The sequence below is a fragment of the Bradyrhizobium sp. genome (assembly GCF_030646015.1).
Taxonomy (GTDB): domain Bacteria; phylum Pseudomonadota; class Alphaproteobacteria; order Rhizobiales; family Xanthobacteraceae; genus Bradyrhizobium.
On record NZ_JAUSLT010000101.1, the window covers coordinates 111,081 to 127,759 of the forward strand.

Genomic DNA, 16,679 nt, shown 5'->3' on the forward strand with positions numbered 1-16,679 from the left:
TGCGTGAGTTCTATTGTTGACGCCTGTCCGGTCCGCGCTGGACCGGGAAATGGCGCCGTCCAAATACCGATTTACATTCTTTGCTCAGCAACGCTCGTTGCCTGTGCATGCACGCCGTAATCCGGTCAACATCCGGAACGAACTCGCCGCACAGCCGCATCGCATCGTCATTGCAAAGTCGCTGCTGTTCCTCGGTATAGGCATTACCCGATGCCGGCAATGTCACGGCACCGATTGAAGCCAGAATGATGATCCACTGAACGCGCTGCAACGCTGCGGGTTTCATCGTTGTTCCTTCCCGGATTGCTCTTCATCTGGTGCCCGCAGACCATGCCCGCGTGCAAGCAGTGCCCCGCGGGCGCGGCACGGGCCGACCAGGTTGACTACCAACTCCGCTGCGCTGTCCAGGATCCCGCGCAGCGTTGCTCTCCGGACCAGCCAGACCAGGTCCCTCGGCCGACAACGCCGGTCAGCTTGCCGGACCCGGATGCGCGTTTTTCCTGCACGGCAACGGACGCGCGAACTGCTCCCGAACTCGTGACATTGCCCCTGAAGGTTTCCGCGTTAGGCGACGTTATCATGCCGTTCTCGATGCTGAGGGAGAAGTTATAAGTCGGATTGCAATCTCCGCTTTGCGTAACAAACGTAATGTTCCACTGGCCGTCAAACGAGCGAGCCTCGGCATCGACCGCCAACAGCACGCAAACAAGACCTGCCAGGATCGCGACGAGATATTTTTTCATGACAGTTCCATTGAGGACAGTCGTCAACGACGAAGCGCGACTGCCTTTTCGCGCGGTTTCGTTTCGGGAGGGTTGATACAAATCAAGTTTGTCCGCCACAGCGTCATCGGATGCCGATGTCGGCTTTCGTGAGGCAGGCTCCGTTCACACCGTCAACGACACGCGGTTCGATATCGCGCCGTCCCTGACGCTGGGCGTGGGCGAGACCGCCAACTAAGGCGGCCCTTTTCATCTTGCTGACGAGCGATGTTTGAAAATAAAAGAGAGACCGCGCGCTACCGCGGCGCGCGCTTCGCCAGAATCCGCTGCAGCGTCCGCCGATGCATATTCAGCCGGCGCGCGGTCTCCGAGACGTTGCGGTTGCACATCTCGTAGATGCGCTGGATGTGTTCCCAGCGCACGCGGTCGGCCGACATCGGATTGTGCGGCAGCTCGGATTTCTCGGTGCCGCTTGCCAGCAGCGCCGCGACGACGTCGTCGGCGTCGGCGGGTTTCGACAGATAATCCACCGCGCCCATCTTCACCGCGGTGACGGCGGTGGCGATGTTGCCGTAGCCGGTCAGCACGATGGCGCGGGCGTCCGGGCGCTTGCGCTTCAGCGCCGACACCACGTCCAGGCCGTTGCCGTCGCCGAGCCGCAGATCCACCACCGCGAAGGCGGGGGCGGCCTTGCCGATCTGCGCGAGGCCCTCCGCTACACTGTCACAGGAGGTCACGGTGAAGCCGCGGGTTTCCATGGCGCGCGACAGCCGCTCCAGGAACGGCTTGTCGTCTTCCACGATCAGGAGCGAGCGGTCGGCCTGGTCAGTCAATTCGGCGGTGGCGTTCAAGGTGCTGTTATCCCCGTTGTGGCGAACACTACCATCATATGGCGCGGCAACCCAACGCTGCCAAGGCCGCTTCAGATCGATTTAACAGGCCATCGCATTGCTGCGGTGCGGCCCTAAGTCGCTGGTTCATCTGATATTTCGTCTGACAGTTCGTCTGATAATTGGTTTTGGGTTTCCTCGAAGCGGCTGCGGGGCCAGGCGATCTGGACCACCGCGCCATGATCCGGAAAGGTCCGGTTGCGGAACGAGACCCTGGCGCCGGTGCGTTCCAGCAGCGTGCGGGCGATGAATACCCCGAGTCCGAGGCCCCGGCGTCCGGCCTGGGGATCTTCGGTGCCGCGCCGGCGCGACAGATAGGGTTCGCCGATCCGCTTCAGGATCTCGGGCGCGAACCCCGGTCCGTCGTCGGAAATCACGATCTCGACCGTCTCGTTGTTCCACCACGCGTTCACCTCCACTGTTTTACGCGCGAAGTCGACGGCGTTTTCCAGGATGTTGCCGACCCCGTAGAGGATCGCCGGGTTGCGGGTGCCGACCGGCTCGCGGGCGCCGGCCACCGCGATCCGGACCTTGATGGCGACGCCGAAATCGCGATGTGGCGCCACCACCTCCTCGATCAGCGTCGACAGCGGCATGCGGTCGAACGGTGCGCCTGTCGACGACAGCTGCGTGATCTTGCCCAGGATGTCGCGGCAGCGCTGGGTCTGCTCGCGCAGGGTTTTCAGGTCCGAGGCGATCGGACTATCGCTGGCGACGGTCTTCTCCAGCTCGCGCGAGATCAGGAAGATGGTCGCCAGCGGCGTGCCGAGCTCGTGCGCGGCGGCGGCGGCGAGGCCGTCGAGCTGGGTCAGATGCTGCTCCCTCGTCAGCACCAGTTCGGTGGCGGCCAGCGCGTCGGAAAGTTTTCTTGTGTCCTCGGTGACCTGGATCGCATACAGGCTGGTGACGCCGATCGCGAGCAGGATCGAGAGCCAGACCCCGAACAGATAGATCTGCGGCAGCTCCATGGGCTCTTCGCCCTCCCACGGCAGCGGCAGATGGAAGAACACCAGCGCCGAGGCGCAGGCCACCGCGAGGGCGCCGAGCGCGATGGTCAGCCGGATCGGCAGCGCGGTCGCCGAGATCAGCACCGGGGCCAGGAACAGAAACGAAAACGGGTTCTGCAGGCCGCCGGTCAGGAACAGCAACGCCGCCAGTTCCACGATATTGAGCGCCAGCAATCCGGCGGCATAGACCGGCTGCAGCCGCTGCATCGGGTTGAAGGCGATCTGCAGCACCAGATTGAGCAGCGCGGACAGGCCGACGACCGTGAGGCAGGGAATCACCGGGAGGTCGAATTCGAGCCCCTGCGCCACGATGAAAATGGCGGCGAGCTGGCCCAGCACGGCGAGCCAGCGCAGCCGCAGGATGGTGTCCAGACGGACATAGTCGCGCGGATGGCGAAAATCGGAGGCTGCGACGTCGGTCATCCCAAGACCTTAGCCGCGCCAAAGCCCGACCACAAATCGCCAGTCAGTCCAACGGGTTCCTTTCTGCGCATGGGGTTGTTTTCGACCTTTTTGGTTTTTGGGGCGTTGCGGCCGTCTTGCGCTTGTCCCGGCAATGGCCCAGAGAACGCTCCGCATGGTCAGTAACGGCCCCCTCACGCCTTCATTGCCCGCGACCGATCCAGCCGGATCCGCGGCGATCGAGGTCGCGCAGCTGGTAAAGGTCTACAAGACCACCCGCGCCGTCGACGGCGTCTCGTTTGCCATTGCGCGCGGCAGCATTACCGGACTGCTCGGCGGCAACGGCGCCGGCAAGACCACCACCATCGCCATGATCATGGGGCTGGTGCTGCCGACCTCAGGAAAGATCCAGGTGCTGGGCTGTGCGATGCCCGAGCAAAGCGCCGAGGTGCTGGGGCGGATGAATTTCGAAAGCCCCTATGTCGACATGCCGATGCGGCTCACGGTGCGGCAGAACCTCACCATCTTCGGCCGGCTCTATGCCGTCGAGAATTTGCGCCAGCGCATCGATGAGCTCGCCGCCGATCTCGATCTCGGCGATTTCCTCGATCGCGCCAACGGCAAGCTCTCCGCCGGTCAGAAGACCCGCGTGGCGCTGGCGAAGGCGCTTATCAACCAGCCCGAGCTGTTGCTGCTGGACGAGCCGACGGCGTCGCTCGACCCCGACACCGCCGACTGGATCCGGCAGCATTTGCTGACCTACCGAAAGACCCATGGCGCGACCATCCTGCTGGCCTCGCACAACATGCTGGAGGTCGAACGCTTGTGCGACCGCGTCATCATCATGAAGCAGGGCCGCATCGAGGACGACGACAGCCCCGACAACATCATGACCCGCTACAACCGCACCACGCTGGAGGAAGTGTTTCTCGACGTCGCGCGGGGCCGCCAGCAGGAGGGCGCATCATGAGCATGCTGGTGCTGCCCGGGGGCATCGCGCCGCATCGCATCACCGCGATGATCCTGCGCTACTGGTACCTGTTGCTGTCGTCGTGGCCGCGGCTGCTGGAGCTGATCTATTGGCCGGCGCTGCAGATCATCACCTGGGGTTTTCTCCAGAACTACATCTCGCAGAACGCCGGGTTCTTCGCCCAGGCCGGCGGCACCCTGATCGGCGCGGTGATCCTGTGGGACATCCTGTTTCGCGGCCAGCTCGGCTTTTCGATCTCCTTTCTGGAGGAGATGTGGGCGCGCAATCTCGGCAACCTGATGATGAGCCCCTTGAAGCCGATCGAGTTTCTGCTCGCGCTGATGGCCATGAGCCTCATTCGCCTGGCGATCGGAATCATCCCGATGACGCTGCTGGCGATGATCTTCTTCGACTTCAACCTGCTCGGCTTCGGCCTGCCGCTGATCGCGTTCTTCTGCAATCTGATCTTCACCAGCTGGTCGCTCGGGATCTTCGTTTCCGGGCTGGTGCTGCGCAACGGCCTCGGCGCCGAGAGCATCGTCTGGACGCTGATGTTCGGGGTGATGCCGCTGGCCTGCGTCTATTACCCGGTATCGGTGCTGCCGCACTGGCTGCAATATGTCGCCTGGGCGCTGCCGCCGACCTATGTATTCGAGGGCATGCGGGCGCTGATGATCGACAGGGTGTTTCGCGCCGATCTGATGTTTCAGGCGCTGGCGATCAACGCGGTGCTGTTTATCGCGTCATTTGCGGGATTTCTTGCCCTTTTGCGCAGCGCCCGGCGCCACGGCTCGCTGATCCAGAGCGGCGAATAAAGTTTACTTATCCCAAGGAATCCCGCGCAATTCGCGGATCTTTAGACTTTCTGACACGTAGATATACCGATCCGTGCATTGACGCTTAATTACGCATTCGGCAGTATGCTGCGATGCAAAATGGGATTGAGGAATAAATGCCGATGCCTATTGGTGAGTTTGGCGCGCCCCCGCCCCTGGTGGCCGAAGGCAGTCCGGCGCTGACGACGCCGATGTACTGGATGTACGAAATGGGACAGGCGTCGCTCAATCCGGCGCGGGCCGTGACCGACGCCACCAAGATCCTGTTTCAGAATCCGCTCAATCCGTGGTCGCACACCGAACTCGGCAAATCCATCGCCGCCGGCTGCGAACTGTTCGAACGCACCACGCGCCGTTACGGCAAGCCGGAATGGGGCCTCAACGATACCGAGGTCAACGGCGTCCGCACCCCGATTGAAATCAGCGTCGTGTGGGAAAAGCCGTTCTGCCGGCTGTTGTATTTCGACCGCAAGCTGACCAGGCCGCTGCGCGCGCCGGCGCCGCGGGTGCTGATCGTGGCACCGATGTCCGGTCACTACGCCACGCTGCTGCGCGGCACGGTCGAGGCTTTCCTGCCGACCCATGACGTCTACATCACCGACTGGTCCGATGCGCGGATGGTGCCGCTGACCGAGGGACGCTTCGATCTCGACGACTACGTCGATTACGTCATCGAGATGCTGCAGGTGCTCGGCAACAACATGCATGTGATCGCGGTGTGCCAGCCCTCGGTGCCGGTGGTGGCAGCGGTTTCCGTGATGGAAGCCGAGCGCGACCCCTTCGTTCCCGTGTCGATGACGCTGATGGGCGGCCCGATCGATACCCGCCGCAACCCGACCGCCGTCAATAATCTGGCGGCGGAGAAGGGCATCGACTGGTTCCGCAGCCATGTCATCACCAAGGTGCCGTTTCCGCATCCCGGCGTGATGCGCGACGTCTATCCGGGCTTCCTGCAGCTTTCGGGCTTCATCAGCATGAATTTCGATCGCCACAAGGATGCCCACAAGGCGCTGTTCAACAATCTGGTGAAGGGCGACGGCGACCTGGTCGACAAGCACCGCGATTTCTATGACGAATATCTCGCCGTCATGGACCTGACCGCGGAGTATTACCTGCAGACGGTCGACACCGTGTTCGTCAAGCATGCGCTGCCCAAGGGTGAAATGACCCATCGCGGCAAGCTGGTCGATCCCTCGAAGATCTCGCGCGTGGCGCTGATGACGGTCGAAGGTGAGAACGACGACATTTCGGGTCTCGGACAGACCGAAGCGACGCACGCGCTGTGCAGTTCGATTCCCGACCATCGCCGGGTGCATTACGTGCAAAAAGGCGTCGGCCACTACGGCGTCTTCAACGGCTCGCGCTTCAAATCTGAAATCGTGCCACGCATTTCCGATTTCATGCTGTCGGCGGCGAGCAGGAAGCCTGCGTTGGTCGCCGCGGCGGAATAAACCTCGATCGAACTGCGACAAAGCGAGTTCGCGGTTCACATGGCGATTGCGGCGTTGATTCGGCGCGATCGTTAACCCTCTGAATTGATGCAAGGAAATCCGGATTCGCGGCTTCTCTTGAAAGAATGAGTTTGGTCTCATTCTTTCGTCGCCATGGCGAGCCCCGGTTCCATCAAAAAATTCTGGTTCCAGACCCATCCTATGGGGTCGGAACGGCGATCTGCCCCTGTATATTGGGCAAATGATTTGTTTTTGCGCCGAGCGATTTCACTGGCGGCGGATATGGCAGAATCCGGGCGAACTCTTGCTCCCCGGACTTGCAGATATGGCCACTCGCGCGCTCCTTTATCGGCGGCCTGCCGAACCCTCTCGACTCCTCGTCAAGCACGGCTCGCAAATCTATTCGATTAGATTGCGCCGGCACCGGCGCGCGCGGCGTTACACCCTGCGCATCCATCCCAGCGACCGCGAAGCGATCCTCACCATGCCGCCGCGCGGCACCATCGCGGACGCCAAGGATTTTGCGCAGCGTCACGGCGGCTGGATCGCCGCGCGTCTTGGCCGCTTGCCGAAGGCGGCACCGTTTCTTCCGGGTACCGTGGTGCCGCTGCGCGGCGTTGCGCACAAGATCGTGCATCGCGCCGGCATCCGCGGCACGGTGTGGACCGAAACGCGCGACAGCGGCGAGCGGATCATCTGCGTCGCCGGCGGGGCCGAGCATATCGAGCGGCGAGTCCATGATTATCTGAAGCGCGAAGTGCGCAACGATCTGCAAAAGACCACGCAAGCCTATGCCGAGGCGTATGGCGTCAAGGTGAAGCGGCTGTCGATCCGCGACCAGTCGAGCCGCTGGGGTTCCTGCACCTCGGCCGGCTCCCTGTCGTTCTCGTGGCGCCTGATCCTGGCGCCGCCTTACGTGCTCGACTATCTCGCCGCCCATGAGGTGGCGCATCTGGTCGAGATGAACCATTCGGCGCGGTTCTGGCGGGTGGTCGCGCGGGAATGCGGCCATGTCGAGCGCGCCAAGACCTGGCTCGATACCCATGGCAACGACCTGCATCGTTACGGGATTCAAGACTAGCGGTTAGCGCCCAAACAATCGATCCACCAGCCAGCCGTCCAATCCCGCCGCCGCTTCCGGACGCGCGGATGGATTGGATGCGCGCGTCGGCGGCGGCGGACGATAGGCGTTGCCCGACGGAATCGGCGCCAGCGGAACCGGGGCTTGCGCTTGCGGTGCCGAGGGCGCGCTGACCTGCGATGCCGACTGAATCAGGTTGCTCAGGAAGCCGCCCTGACGCGCGTTCGGCAGAGCCGCGACCGGCACGCCCTGATGGGCCGTGCGCATGAAGCGGGTCCAGACCTCGACCGGCAATCCGCCGCCGGTGGCCTTCCTGGTCGGCGAGTTGTCGTCATTGCCGAGCCAGACGCCGGTGACGAGGTTGGCGGTGTAGCCGATGAACCAGGCGTCGCGGAAATCCTGGCTGGTGCCGGTCTTGCCGGCTGCCGTCCAGCCCGGGATTTCCGCCTTGCGCGCGGTGCCCGAGAGCAGGGTTTCCTGCATCATGCTGTTCATCATCGCGACATGGCGCGGATCGATCACCTGGCCGAGCTGGTCGGTGGGGCGGACATACAGCACCTTGCCTTCGGAGGTACGGATCCGGGTCACGACATGCGGGGTCGCCCCCCGGCCGCCATTGGCGAACGGCGCATAGGCGCCGACCAGTTCGTTGAGCGAGACTTCCGAGGTGCCGAGCGCGATCGAGGCATTGGCTTCGAGTTTCGAGGAAATGCCGAGCCGGTGCGCGGTGCGCACCACATTCTTGGCGCCGACTTCTAGGCCAAGCCGCACCGCCACCGTGTTGAGCGACATCGCCAGTGCCTGCGTCAGCGTGACCGCGCCGAAATATTCGTGGGTATAGTTCTCGGGCTTCCAGCCCTTGACGTCGAGCGGCGCATCCTGCCGGGTCGTTTCCGGCGTCAATCCGGCTTCGATCGCCGTCAGATAGACGAACGGCTTGAACGCCGAGCCCGGCTGGCGCTTCGCGGTGACCGCGCGGTTGAACTGGCTCTCGGCGTAATTGCGGCCGCCGACCATGGCGCGCACCGCGCCATCGGGCGTCATCGCCACCAGCGCGCCCTGGGTGACATTGAATTTGACGCTCTTTGCCGCGAGCTCGTCGATGATGGCGGCTTCAGCCACGCTTTGCAGCTTCGGGTCGATCGAGGTTTCGACCACGATGTTCTGGTCGACCTGGCCAATCAGATCGTCGAGCACTTCGCCGATCCAGTCCGCGACATAATTGATGGTGCCGGCGCCCGCCGCCTTCACGTTGTAGGAAGGCTGTCCGATCGAGGCCTTGGCCTGCGCTTCGGTGATAAACCTGGCGTCGGCCATCGCGGCCAGCACGGTCTGGGCGCGTTTCTCGGCGCCTTCCGGGTTACGGTTTGGCGCGAGGCGGGAGGGTGACTTGACCAGACCCGCGAGCATCGCGGCCTCGGCAATCGTGACGTTCTTCGCCGGCTTGCCGAAATAACGTTGGGCCGCGGCCTCCACGCCATAGGCGCCGGAGCCGAAATAGACCCTGTTGAGATAGAGCTCGAGAATCTCGGTTTTGGAATGCTTGCGCTCCAGCCACAGCGCCAGTTCGACTTCCTGCAGTTTGCGCATGAAGGTGCGCTCCTGGGTCAGGAACAGGTTCTTGGCGAGTTGCTGGGTCAGCGTCGAGCCGCCCTGCGAGACGCCGCGATGCAGGATGTTGGCCACGGCCGCGCGCGCGATGCCTACAGGATCGACGCCGTAATGCGAGTAGAACCGGCGGTCTTCGATGGCGATGAACGCCTTCGGCAGATGGGGCGGCAGATCCTTCAGCGAAACATTGGCGCCGGCCATTTCGCCGCGGGTCGCCAGCACGCTGCCGTCGAAGCCGACAATCTGGATCGTCGGCGGCCGTTTCGGGATCTCAAGCGACTGGATCGCCGGCAGATGCGCGCCGACCCAGATCACGACGCCGACGGCCGCGATCACGGCCCAGAGGCCGAGCACAGCGCCCCAATAGACCAGGCGGCCGAGGCCGCTGCGGGCGCGGGCTCTGGACTTGCGCTTGCTGTTCGCCGCCTTCGCGCGCGGCTTGCGCTCGCGCTGCGCATCGTCGCCGGAATCGCTGGCCTTGCGCTTTACGGAGGGTTTCTTCTTCGGCTCCTCGCCGCCGCTGGCGACGCGGTCCTGCGGGCCGAGGCGCAGTTCGCTCAGCGATGCGGCGAGCCCGAATTGCGGCTCCTTGCGTCCGCCGCCCTTTTTCCGTCCCCACGCCATACGCCAACGCCGCCCACACCGGTCCTGCCGCACGCTAGCGGGCGGGATTTAAGGGCCGGTTAGCGAGAGGTTAACGGGCAATTAGGAGGTGCGGCGACGCGTGCTAAAAGCAGGGCAAAGCCAAAGTAGACAAAGGAGAATTTGCATGGGCCATATCGATCCCACCAGGGAAGTATTCGCGCAATTTCGGGCCAATGACCGGCCCGGCCCGATTCACATGCTGAATCTGGTCAGGCTGCGCGCGCAGGCCGCCTATCCCGACGGCCGCCAGGCCAGCGGTGCGGAAGCCTATGCGGCCTATGGCCGGGAAAGCGGGCCGGTGTTCGAGCGGCTGGGCGGCCGCATCGTGTGGCAGGGTCGCTTTGAACTGATGCTGATCGGGCCCCAGGAGGAGCGATGGGATCACTGCTTCATCGCCGAATATCCCAGCGTTGCCGCGTTCGCGGAGATGATCCGCGACCCGGTCTATCGCGAGGCGGTGAAACACCGGCAGGCGGCGGTCGAGGATTCGCGCCTGATCCGGCACGCGATGTTGCCGATCGGCAAGACGTTCGGCGAAATTCCTAAATAGATCGCCGAATTTGCAGGGTGGGCAAAGCGAAGCGTGCCCACCCTTCACGAGTGCGGAGGCAGATGGTGGGCACGGCGCGAAGGGTGCGCCTTTGCCCACCCTACGAAACAAATCGGCGGCCCAATGGGCCGCCGATCGCTGTTTCGGGGTGAGGAAGACTAGCCCGCCGGGCCGGCGTCTTCGAGGATCGGGCCGAACAGTTCCCAACGCTCGCCGTTGAACTTCATCATCTGCAACTGCTTGTTGACCCGGTAGTCGGTCGGCGTGGTGTTGACGACGATGCCCGGCAGCGACAGGTCGAGCTGTACGTTCTTCAGGCTGGTGGCCTGCTTCATGACGTTCTCACGAGTCAGGTTGTCGCCGCACGCCTTCAGCACATGGATCAGCAATTGCGTGGTCGAATAGCCGTAGGAGTTGAAGCTCGAATCCTTGTCGCCATCGGGATAGTACTTCGCCATGAATTCAAAGTACTTCTTCATGCCGGCGTCGTCCTTCCAGGTCGGATCGAGCGGATCCTTGCCGTAGTTGACGCTGATCACGCCCTTGGAGGCCTCCAGCCCTGCCGGTTTCATCACGGCGCCGACCGAGGTGGCGTTGATGTCGAGGATGTGCACCGGCTTCCAGCTGAGTTCGGCGAGCTTCTTGATGGTCTGCGCCGCCTGCTTGGGCGTCGAGGCGCTGAAGAACAGGTCGGCGCCGGCGTCCTTGATCTTGAGGATTTGCGAATCGACGGTCGGATCCGAGACTTCGTAGGAGGCTTCCGCGACCACCATCTTCGCTGCCTTGTCGCCGAGGCCGGCCTTGATGCCGTTCAGGTAGTCTTTGCCGAGGTCGTCGTTCTGATAGAGGATACCGACCTTGGCATTCGGGTAGTTCTTGATGATGTACTGTCCGTAGATGCGGCCTTCGACGAAATAGTTGGGGTTGAAACCCATCGTCCACGGGAAGTTCTTCGGGTCGGTGAACTTCGATGCGCCGGTGGCGGCGAACAGTTGCGGCACTTTCTTCGAGTTCAGGTATTTCTGAACGGCGGCGTTCGACGGCGTGCCGAGGACCTGGAATGTGAGCAACACCTCGTCGCTCTCGACCAGCTTGCGCACCTGCTCCACCGCCTTGGGCGGCGAGTAAGCGTCGTCATACTGGATCAGGTTGATCTTGCGGCCGTTGACGCCGCCCTGCTCGTTGATCATCTTGATATAGGCAGCCTGGGTCTTGCCGATGGTGGCATAGGCGGAAGCCGGGCCGCTGAATGGATTGGTCTGGCCGACCTTGATCTCGGTATCGGTCGCGCCGGTGTCATATTTCTTCTGCGCCGATGCCGGCGATGCCGACAGCGCGATGGCAACTGCCGTCCCGGTGACGAACTGAAAAATACCGTTCCTCATATCGCTGCTTTCCTCGTCTGTTTATTGTGCCGATGGTCTTGTCCGCTGTGGCGGACGCCAACGCTCGCAAGATACTGAATGAACGGTTGTGGCATGGCAATACGATGCCGGCCGGAACGGTGATCGAATTTACGCCAGCCAGAGCAGAATCAATGCGATCGCGGCGGGCGCTGCCTGAACATACAGGATCCGGCGGCTGACGGTGGCGGCGCCGTAGACGCCGGCGACGATCACGCAGAGCAGAAAGAACGCCTTGATCTGGAATCCGAACGCCGGAGCGCTGTGCCACAGCCCCCAAACGAGGCCGGCGGCGAGGAATCCATTATACAAGCCCTGGTTGGCGGCCAGCACCGCGGTTTCAGCGGCTTTCTCGGGCGAGTTGCGAAAGGTCTTCAGGCCCAGCGGTTTCTGCCAGAGGAACATCTCCAGCACCAGAAAATAGACGTGCAGGACAGCGACCAGCGCCACCAGCAGATTGGCGATCCAGATCATGTTCCTTTCCCCAGGATACTACCAAGACACGACAGCCAGATTTCGGGTGGACGCTAGCACGGTTCCCGTGAAAAGTGCGATGGGCCCAATACGGCTCAGCAGCAATGATGACGTCCAAGAACCCGGCAAATCCATGAGCCGACAACCCGAAGCGTTTGGCCTCGACCGGCTGCAAACGCCGATTGGAACAGCATTGCTGGTGACCGATGCCGATGGCGTGCTCCGCGCGCTGGATTGGGAAGACCATGAGCCGCGCATGAGAGAACTGCTGCGGCTGCAATATGGCGCCGTGGCGTTGAAGGATACGCGATCGCCCGCCGCGACCAGGGCTGCACTGACCGGCTATTTCAAGGGAGATCTTGACCGTCTTGGTAAGATCGAATGGCGGGTTGCGGGGACGCCATTCCAGCGCAAGGTCTGGACCGCCTTACCGATGATCCCTGCCGGTACGACCATGAGTTACGGCGCAATGGCGGCCCGCATCGATATGCCCAACGCGATACGCGCGGTCGGCCATGCCAATGGTTCAAATCCGCTCAGTGTCGTCGTTCCCTGTCACCGCCTGATCGGCGCGAACGGCTCATTGGTCAAGTATGGCGGCGGGCTGGAGCGCAAGCGCTGGCTGCTGGAGCATGAAGGCGTGGTGCTTCGCAATTGACGTTGCGCAGCATTCCGTCCTCATCCTGAGGAGCCGCGCTCTTCGCGCGGCGTGTCGAAGGATGGGCAGCACCGTGGCTCTCATGGTTCGAGACGCGCGAAGACGCGCTCCTCACCATGAGGGTCTGCCTGTCTCAAGCCGCGGGCTGCGCCACGCTCTCTTCATTGGCGAGCAGGTGGATCAGCGCGCTCTTGATCGCGGCCTGCCGCGTCGGCGCGTTGATCTGGGCGCCGAGCAGGTCGGTGACGTAGAACACGTCGCGGGCGCGTTCGCCGAAGGTCGCGACATGGGCCGAGGCGATGTTGAGATTGAGTTTCGAGATCGCCGTGGTCAGCTGATACAACAGGCCCGGCCGGTCGAGGCCGGACACTTCGATCACGGTGTAGCGGTCCGACCACTGGTTGTTGATGGTGACCTCCGGCTCGACCACGAAGGGGCGCGCCTTGCGTCCGGCGGCGCGGCGCGCCACCACTTCGGGCAGCCGCAATTTGCCTTCCAGCACGTCCTCGATCATTTCGCCGATCCGGGTCGCGCGGCGTCCCTCGTCCTCGTCGCGGTCGTATTCCCTCGATATCGCGATGGTGTCGAGCGCGCGGCCATCGGTGGTGGTGTAGATCTGGGCGTCGACGATATTAGCGCCCGCCGAAGCGCAGGCGCCGGCGATGATCGACAGCAGCCAGGGATGATCGCCGGCGAAAATGGTCAGCTCGGTGACGCCGCGCGCCTCGTCGAAGCCGACATTGATCGCGAGCTTGTGTCCGGCCTGTTCGCTGGCCTTCAGGAAGCGGGCATGGCGGATCTTGCGCGCCAGCTCGACCTTGAGCCAGTAGGCCGGATAGTGCCGTCCGACATAGGCGTTGAGTTCGGCTTCCGGCCATTCGGTGAAGGCGGCGCGGAATTCCGATTGCGCCACCGCGATGCGCTGTGCGCGGTTCACTTCCGAGAAGCCGCCGGTCAGCACCGGTTCGGTTTCATAATACAGCGTGCGCAGCAGCTGCGCCTTCCAGCCGTTCCAGACCCCGGGCCCGACGCCGCGGATGTCGGCGGTGGTCAGGATGGTCAAGAGCTTCATCTGCTCGACCGACTGCACCACGGCGGCGAAATTCTCGATGGTCTTGCGGTCGGAGAGATCGCGCGACTGTGCCACCGTGGACATCGTCAGATGCTGCTCGATCAGCCAGGCGATCAGTTCGGTATCGGCGGCGCTGAAGCCGAGCCGCGGGCACAGCCGCCGCGCCACCTTGGCGCCGGCGATCGAGTGATCCTCGGGCCGGCCCTTGGCGATGTCGTGCAGCAGCGTGGTGATGTAGATCACCGCGCGATGCTCGGGCTGGATCTTGCGCATCAGGTCGCTGGCGACGGTGAACTCGTCGTTGCCGCCGCGCTCGATGTCCTGCAGATAGCCGACGCAGCGCAGCAGGTGCTCGTCGACCGTGTAGTGGTGATACATGTTGAACTGCATCATCGACACGATCTTGCCGAAGGCGCGGATGAAATGACCGAGCACGCCGGTCTCGTTCATGCGCCGCAGCACGATCTCCGCGTCGTTCGACGTCAGGATCTCCATGAACAGCCGGTTGGCTTCGGGATTTTCGCGCAGCTGGGTGTTGATCAGCTTCAGCGACCGCGTCACCGTGCGCATCGCGTCCGGGTGAAAGGCGAGATTGTGCTTCTGCGCCAGCCGGAAGATCCGGATCAGATTGACCGGGTCGTGCTTGAAGATGTCGGGGGCTGCGAGATTGATGCGGTTGTGGTCGATGATGAAGTCGTCGCTGTCGGGCACCCGGCGCCGGTTGTTGGAAGGCCTTAAGCGAGCCATCATCCGGCTCAGCACCGGCGCCGGCTTGGCCTGCTGGTCTTCCAGCTTGGCGCACAGGATCGCGGTGAGATCGCCGACGTCCTTGGCGACCAGGAAATAGTGCTTCATGAAGCGTTCGACATCCTGCATGCCGGGATGCGAGGTATAGCCGAGCCGGATCGCGATCTCGCGTTGCATGTCGAATGACAGCCGCTCCTCGGCGCGGCCCGAGAAGAAATGGATGTTGCAGCGGACCGACCACAGGAAGTCGGCGCAGCGGCGGAAGGTGCGGTATTCCTGCGCGTCGAACACGCCATGTTCCAGCAACTCGTCGGTCTCGCGCACGCGGTAGACGTATTTCGCGATCCAGAACAGCGTGTGCAGGTCGCGCAGGCCGCCCTTGCCGTCCTTGACGTTGGGCTCGACCAGATAGCGCGACTGCCCGGCGCGGCGGTGCCGCTCCTCGCGCTCGGCGAGCTTGGCGGTGACGAATTCGGCCGCGGTGCCCTGCACGACTTCCTTGTCGAAGCGCTCGACCAGTTCGTCGTAAAGCGGCTGGTCGCCGGTCAGGAAGCGGGTCTCGAGGATCGCGGTGCGGATCGTCATGTCGCCGCGCGCCTGCCGGATCGATTCATCGACCGAACGGGTGGCGTGGCCGACCTTCAGCCCCATGTCCCACAGGCAATACAGGATCGCCTCGGCGACCTGCTCGCCCCAGGCGGTCTGCTTGTAGGGCAGGATGAACAACAGATCGATATCGGATTCCGGCGCCATCAACCCGCGGCCATAGCCGCCGGTGGCGACCACCGCCATGCGTTCGGCGCCGGAGGGTACCGGCGAGCGATAGAGATGGCGGGTGGCGGCGGAATACAGGATGCGGATGATCTCGTCCTGCACGAAGCACAGCCGCTCGGCGCAGCGCCGCCCGTGCCGGTCCTTCAGCAGCACCGCCTGCGCCACCGCGCGGGCCTCGATCATTTCCGCTTTCAGCAGTTGCGCCATGGCGGCGCGAAAAACATCCTCGCGGCCGGCATGTCTGGCGGCGAGTTCGTCCACCGCCGCTGTGATCCGCGGGGTATCAAAACGGTCGTCGATGTCAGGGCGGGGCTGGGTCACGAGATTGTCCATATCCTAACCCGATATCGGACCGCGCCGAACCTGTCACGGGAGATTCCCGCCAGACAACGCGCCGGGGGTATGTATTTTTGCCGCGCGATCTCAATTAACTCATTGAAGCAGAATGTATTTCCGATAGCTTGATGAATCGCCGCGCCGGCTGGGAAGGGTGACATCCGTTCGCCGACCCGGTACATCCAATTCGCGATAATCCCCGGGAGAGAAAAAATGGACGCCGCCCAACTCCGCGCCACCCAGGCCCCGTTCAAGGAACGCTACAAGTCCGATCCCAAGACCGCGATGATCAGGCTGACCGCCAGGGGCTCGATCGAGAACGAAGGCATCGCCTGCAAGGTCGAGACCGGCCGCGCGCTGGCAATTGCCGGCCTGCACCCGGCGACCGGCGGCTCCGGGCTTGAGCTGTGCTCCGGCGACATGCTGCTGGAAGCCCTGGTCGCCTGCGCCGGCGTGACCTTGAAGTCTGTGGCGACCGCCATCGAGGTGCCCTTGAAAAAAGGCGACGTCACCGCCGAGGGCGATCTCGATTTCCGCGGCACGCTCGGCGTCGACAAGGATACGCCGGTCGGCTTCGCTGAAATCCGCCTGAAGTTCGAGGTCGATACCGACGCGCCGCAGGACAAGCTCGATCTCTTGCTGAAACTCACCGAGCGCTATTGCGTGGTCTACCAGACCATCAAGAACGGCCCGAAGGTTTCGGTGTCGATGAACAGGGTGTGATCGCTTCACCCTCCCCTGGAGGGGGAGGGTCGACGCGAATGAAATGAGCGGCGGGGTGGGGTGACGGTCTCTCGTTTCGAACAGTGTCCGCGTGGTAGGATCACCCCTCCCCGTCTCACATTCTGCTGAGCTCCATGTGAGCCGACCCACGAGCGAGCTTCGCTCGTCTCGGACCCCTCCAGGGGAGGGTAAGAAAGCGAAAATGTCCCCCGAACTCGCGTTCCTCCTGATGCTCCTGCTGCGCATGGCGATCACCGCGGCGTTCGTGGTCACGGCGTCCGTGATCACCGAGCGCTCCGGCCCGGTGATCGGCGCGCTGGTCGCGAC

16 protein-coding genes are annotated in these 16,679 nt (G+C 63.2%); 8 read left to right on the plus strand and 8 right to left on the minus strand.

Annotated elements, in window-relative coordinates; translation table 11 throughout:
- Nucleotides 1–10 precede the first annotated feature (10 nt).
- Together Q7T45_RS16620 and Q7T45_RS16625 are read right to left on the minus strand one after the other, a co-directional pair.
- A complete protein-coding gene (locus Q7T45_RS16620; protein WP_304872034.1) occupies nt 11–286 on the minus strand; it encodes a hypothetical protein in 276 nt (91 codons plus the stop codon).
- A 97-nt stretch (nt 287–383) separates the two neighbouring features.
- Nucleotides 384–743 carry a hypothetical protein gene (locus tag Q7T45_RS16625; RefSeq protein WP_304872035.1) on the minus strand — a complete coding sequence of 120 codons (360 nt, stop codon included), beginning with the start codon at nt 741–743 and terminating at the stop codon, nt 384–386.
- A gap of 88 nt (nt 744–831) precedes the next feature.
- Between Q7T45_RS16625 and Q7T45_RS16630 the strand changes: the two genes are divergently transcribed.
- On the plus strand, nt 832–960 hold the full coding sequence (locus Q7T45_RS16630; protein ID WP_304872036.1) for a hypothetical protein: 129 nt from the start codon (nt 832–834) through the stop codon (nt 958–960).
- A 58-nt stretch (nt 961–1,018) separates the two neighbouring features.
- On the opposite strand, the gene Q7T45_RS16635 is transcribed toward Q7T45_RS16630, so the two are convergent.
- On the minus strand, nt 1,019–1,573 hold the full coding sequence (locus Q7T45_RS16635; protein WP_304872037.1) for an ActR/PrrA/RegA family redox response regulator transcription factor: 555 nt from the start codon (nt 1,571–1,573) through the stop codon (nt 1,019–1,021).
- A 113-nt stretch (nt 1,574–1,686) separates the two neighbouring features.
- A complete protein-coding gene (locus Q7T45_RS16640; protein WP_304872038.1) occupies nt 1,687–3,042 on the minus strand; it encodes an ActS/PrrB/RegB family redox-sensitive histidine kinase in 1,356 nt (451 codons plus the stop codon).
- A gap of 154 nt (nt 3,043–3,196) precedes the next feature.
- On the opposite strand from Q7T45_RS16640, the gene Q7T45_RS16645 reads away from it, so the two are divergent.
- The 4 genes from Q7T45_RS16645 (at nt 3,197) to Q7T45_RS16660 (ending at nt 7,359) form a co-directional block, all read left to right on the plus strand.
- Nucleotides 3,197–3,991: an ABC transporter ATP-binding protein gene (locus tag Q7T45_RS16645; RefSeq protein WP_304872039.1), complete on the plus strand. Its 795-nt coding sequence runs from the start codon at nt 3,197–3,199 to the stop codon at nt 3,989–3,991.
- 2 nt (nt 3,992–3,993) lie between these two features.
- Nucleotides 3,994–4,806: an ABC transporter permease gene (locus tag Q7T45_RS16650; RefSeq protein ID WP_370691295.1), complete on the plus strand. Its 813-nt coding sequence runs from the start codon at nt 3,994–3,996 to the stop codon at nt 4,804–4,806.
- A gap of 143 nt (nt 4,807–4,949) precedes the next feature.
- Entirely contained in the window at nt 4,950–6,278 is a 1,329-nt protein-coding gene (locus Q7T45_RS16655) for a polyhydroxyalkanoate depolymerase (RefSeq protein ID WP_304872058.1), read from the plus strand.
- A gap of 241 nt (nt 6,279–6,519) precedes the next feature.
- A complete protein-coding gene (locus Q7T45_RS16660) occupies nt 6,520–7,359 on the plus strand; it encodes a M48 family metallopeptidase (RefSeq protein ID WP_304872041.1) in 840 nt (279 codons plus the stop codon).
- A gap of 3 nt (nt 7,360–7,362) precedes the next feature.
- Here the strand turns inward: Q7T45_RS16660 and Q7T45_RS16665 are convergent, their stop codons facing one another.
- Nucleotides 7,363–9,594 (minus strand): transglycosylase domain-containing protein, encoded by a 2,232-nt coding sequence (locus tag Q7T45_RS16665; protein WP_304872042.1) that lies wholly within the window; start codon nt 9,592–9,594, stop codon nt 7,363–7,365.
- A 145-nt stretch (nt 9,595–9,739) separates the two neighbouring features.
- On the opposite strand from Q7T45_RS16665, the gene Q7T45_RS16670 reads away from it, so the two are divergent.
- The gene (locus Q7T45_RS16670) at nt 9,740–10,165 is read left to right on the plus strand and encodes a DUF1330 domain-containing protein (RefSeq protein ID WP_304872043.1); all 426 of its coding nucleotides are present in this window, start codon (nt 9,740–9,742) and stop codon (nt 10,163–10,165) included.
- Between the two features lie 158 nt (nt 10,166–10,323).
- On the opposite strand, the gene Q7T45_RS16675 is transcribed toward Q7T45_RS16670, so the two are convergent.
- A complete protein-coding gene (locus tag Q7T45_RS16675; protein WP_304872044.1) occupies nt 10,324–11,550 on the minus strand; it encodes an ABC transporter substrate-binding protein in 1,227 nt (408 codons plus the stop codon).
- A gap of 129 nt (nt 11,551–11,679) precedes the next feature.
- Nucleotides 11,680–12,042: a DUF1304 domain-containing protein gene (locus Q7T45_RS16680; RefSeq protein WP_304872045.1), complete on the minus strand. Its 363-nt coding sequence runs from the start codon at nt 12,040–12,042 to the stop codon at nt 11,680–11,682.
- A 133-nt stretch (nt 12,043–12,175) separates the two neighbouring features.
- Here Q7T45_RS16680 and Q7T45_RS16685 point away from each other — a divergent pair, with 133 nt between their 5' ends.
- Nucleotides 12,176–12,700 carry a methylated-DNA--[protein]-cysteine S-methyltransferase gene (locus tag Q7T45_RS16685; protein WP_304872059.1) on the plus strand — a complete coding sequence of 175 codons (525 nt, stop codon included), beginning with the start codon at nt 12,176–12,178 and terminating at the stop codon, nt 12,698–12,700.
- Between the two features lie 133 nt (nt 12,701–12,833).
- Here the strand turns inward: Q7T45_RS16685 and Q7T45_RS16690 are convergent, their stop codons facing one another.
- Nucleotides 12,834–15,626: a [protein-PII] uridylyltransferase gene (locus tag Q7T45_RS16690; RefSeq protein WP_304872046.1), complete on the minus strand. Its 2,793-nt coding sequence runs from the start codon at nt 15,624–15,626 to the stop codon at nt 12,834–12,836.
- Nucleotides 15,627–15,842: 216 nt separating this feature from the next.
- Here Q7T45_RS16690 and Q7T45_RS16695 point away from each other — a divergent pair, with 216 nt between their 5' ends.
- Nucleotides 15,843–16,352, plus strand: a complete 510-nt coding sequence (locus Q7T45_RS16695; RefSeq protein WP_304872047.1) for an OsmC family protein — start codon at nt 15,843–15,845, stop codon at nt 16,350–16,352.
- Nucleotides 16,353–16,679: the final 327 nt, after the last annotated feature.

Excerpts from the sequence above, each read along its gene's own strand:
- Q7T45_RS16660 (WP_304872041.1), top strand. The coding sequence starts at position 6,520 with ATGATTTGTTTTTGCGCCGAGCGATTTCACTGGCGGCGGATATGGCAG.
- Q7T45_RS16685 (WP_304872059.1), top strand. The coding sequence starts at position 12,176 with ATGAGCCGACAACCCGAAGCGTTTGGCCTCGACCGGCTGCAAACGCCG.
- Q7T45_RS16675 (WP_304872044.1), bottom strand. The coding sequence starts at position 11,550 with ATGAGGAACGGTATTTTTCAGTTCGTCACCGGGACGGCAGTTGCCATC.
- Q7T45_RS16650 (WP_370691295.1), top strand. The coding sequence starts at position 3,994 with ATGCTGGTGCTGCCCGGGGGCATCGCGCCGCATCGCATCACCGCGATG.
- Q7T45_RS16695 (WP_304872047.1), top strand. The coding sequence starts at position 15,843 with ATGGACGCCGCCCAACTCCGCGCCACCCAGGCCCCGTTCAAGGAACGC.
- Q7T45_RS16645 (WP_304872039.1), top strand. The coding sequence starts at position 3,197 with ATGGTCAGTAACGGCCCCCTCACGCCTTCATTGCCCGCGACCGATCCA.
- Q7T45_RS16680 (WP_304872045.1), bottom strand. The coding sequence starts at position 12,042 with ATGATCTGGATCGCCAATCTGCTGGTGGCGCTGGTCGCTGTCCTGCAC.
- Q7T45_RS16655 (WP_304872058.1), top strand. The coding sequence starts at position 4,950 with ATGCCTATTGGTGAGTTTGGCGCGCCCCCGCCCCTGGTGGCCGAAGGC.
- Q7T45_RS16670 (WP_304872043.1), top strand. The coding sequence starts at position 9,740 with ATGGGCCATATCGATCCCACCAGGGAAGTATTCGCGCAATTTCGGGCC.
- Q7T45_RS16620 (WP_304872034.1), bottom strand. The coding sequence starts at position 286 with ATGAAACCCGCAGCGTTGCAGCGCGTTCAGTGGATCATCATTCTGGCT.
- Q7T45_RS16640 (WP_304872038.1), bottom strand. The coding sequence starts at position 3,042 with ATGACCGACGTCGCAGCCTCCGATTTTCGCCATCCGCGCGACTATGTC.
- Q7T45_RS16690 (WP_304872046.1), bottom strand. The coding sequence starts at position 15,626 with ATGGACAATCTCGTGACCCAGCCCCGCCCTGACATCGACGACCGTTTT.
- Q7T45_RS16665 (WP_304872042.1), bottom strand. The coding sequence starts at position 9,594 with ATGGCGTGGGGACGGAAAAAGGGCGGCGGACGCAAGGAGCCGCAATTC.
- Q7T45_RS16625 (WP_304872035.1), bottom strand. The coding sequence starts at position 743 with ATGAAAAAATATCTCGTCGCGATCCTGGCAGGTCTTGTTTGCGTGCTG.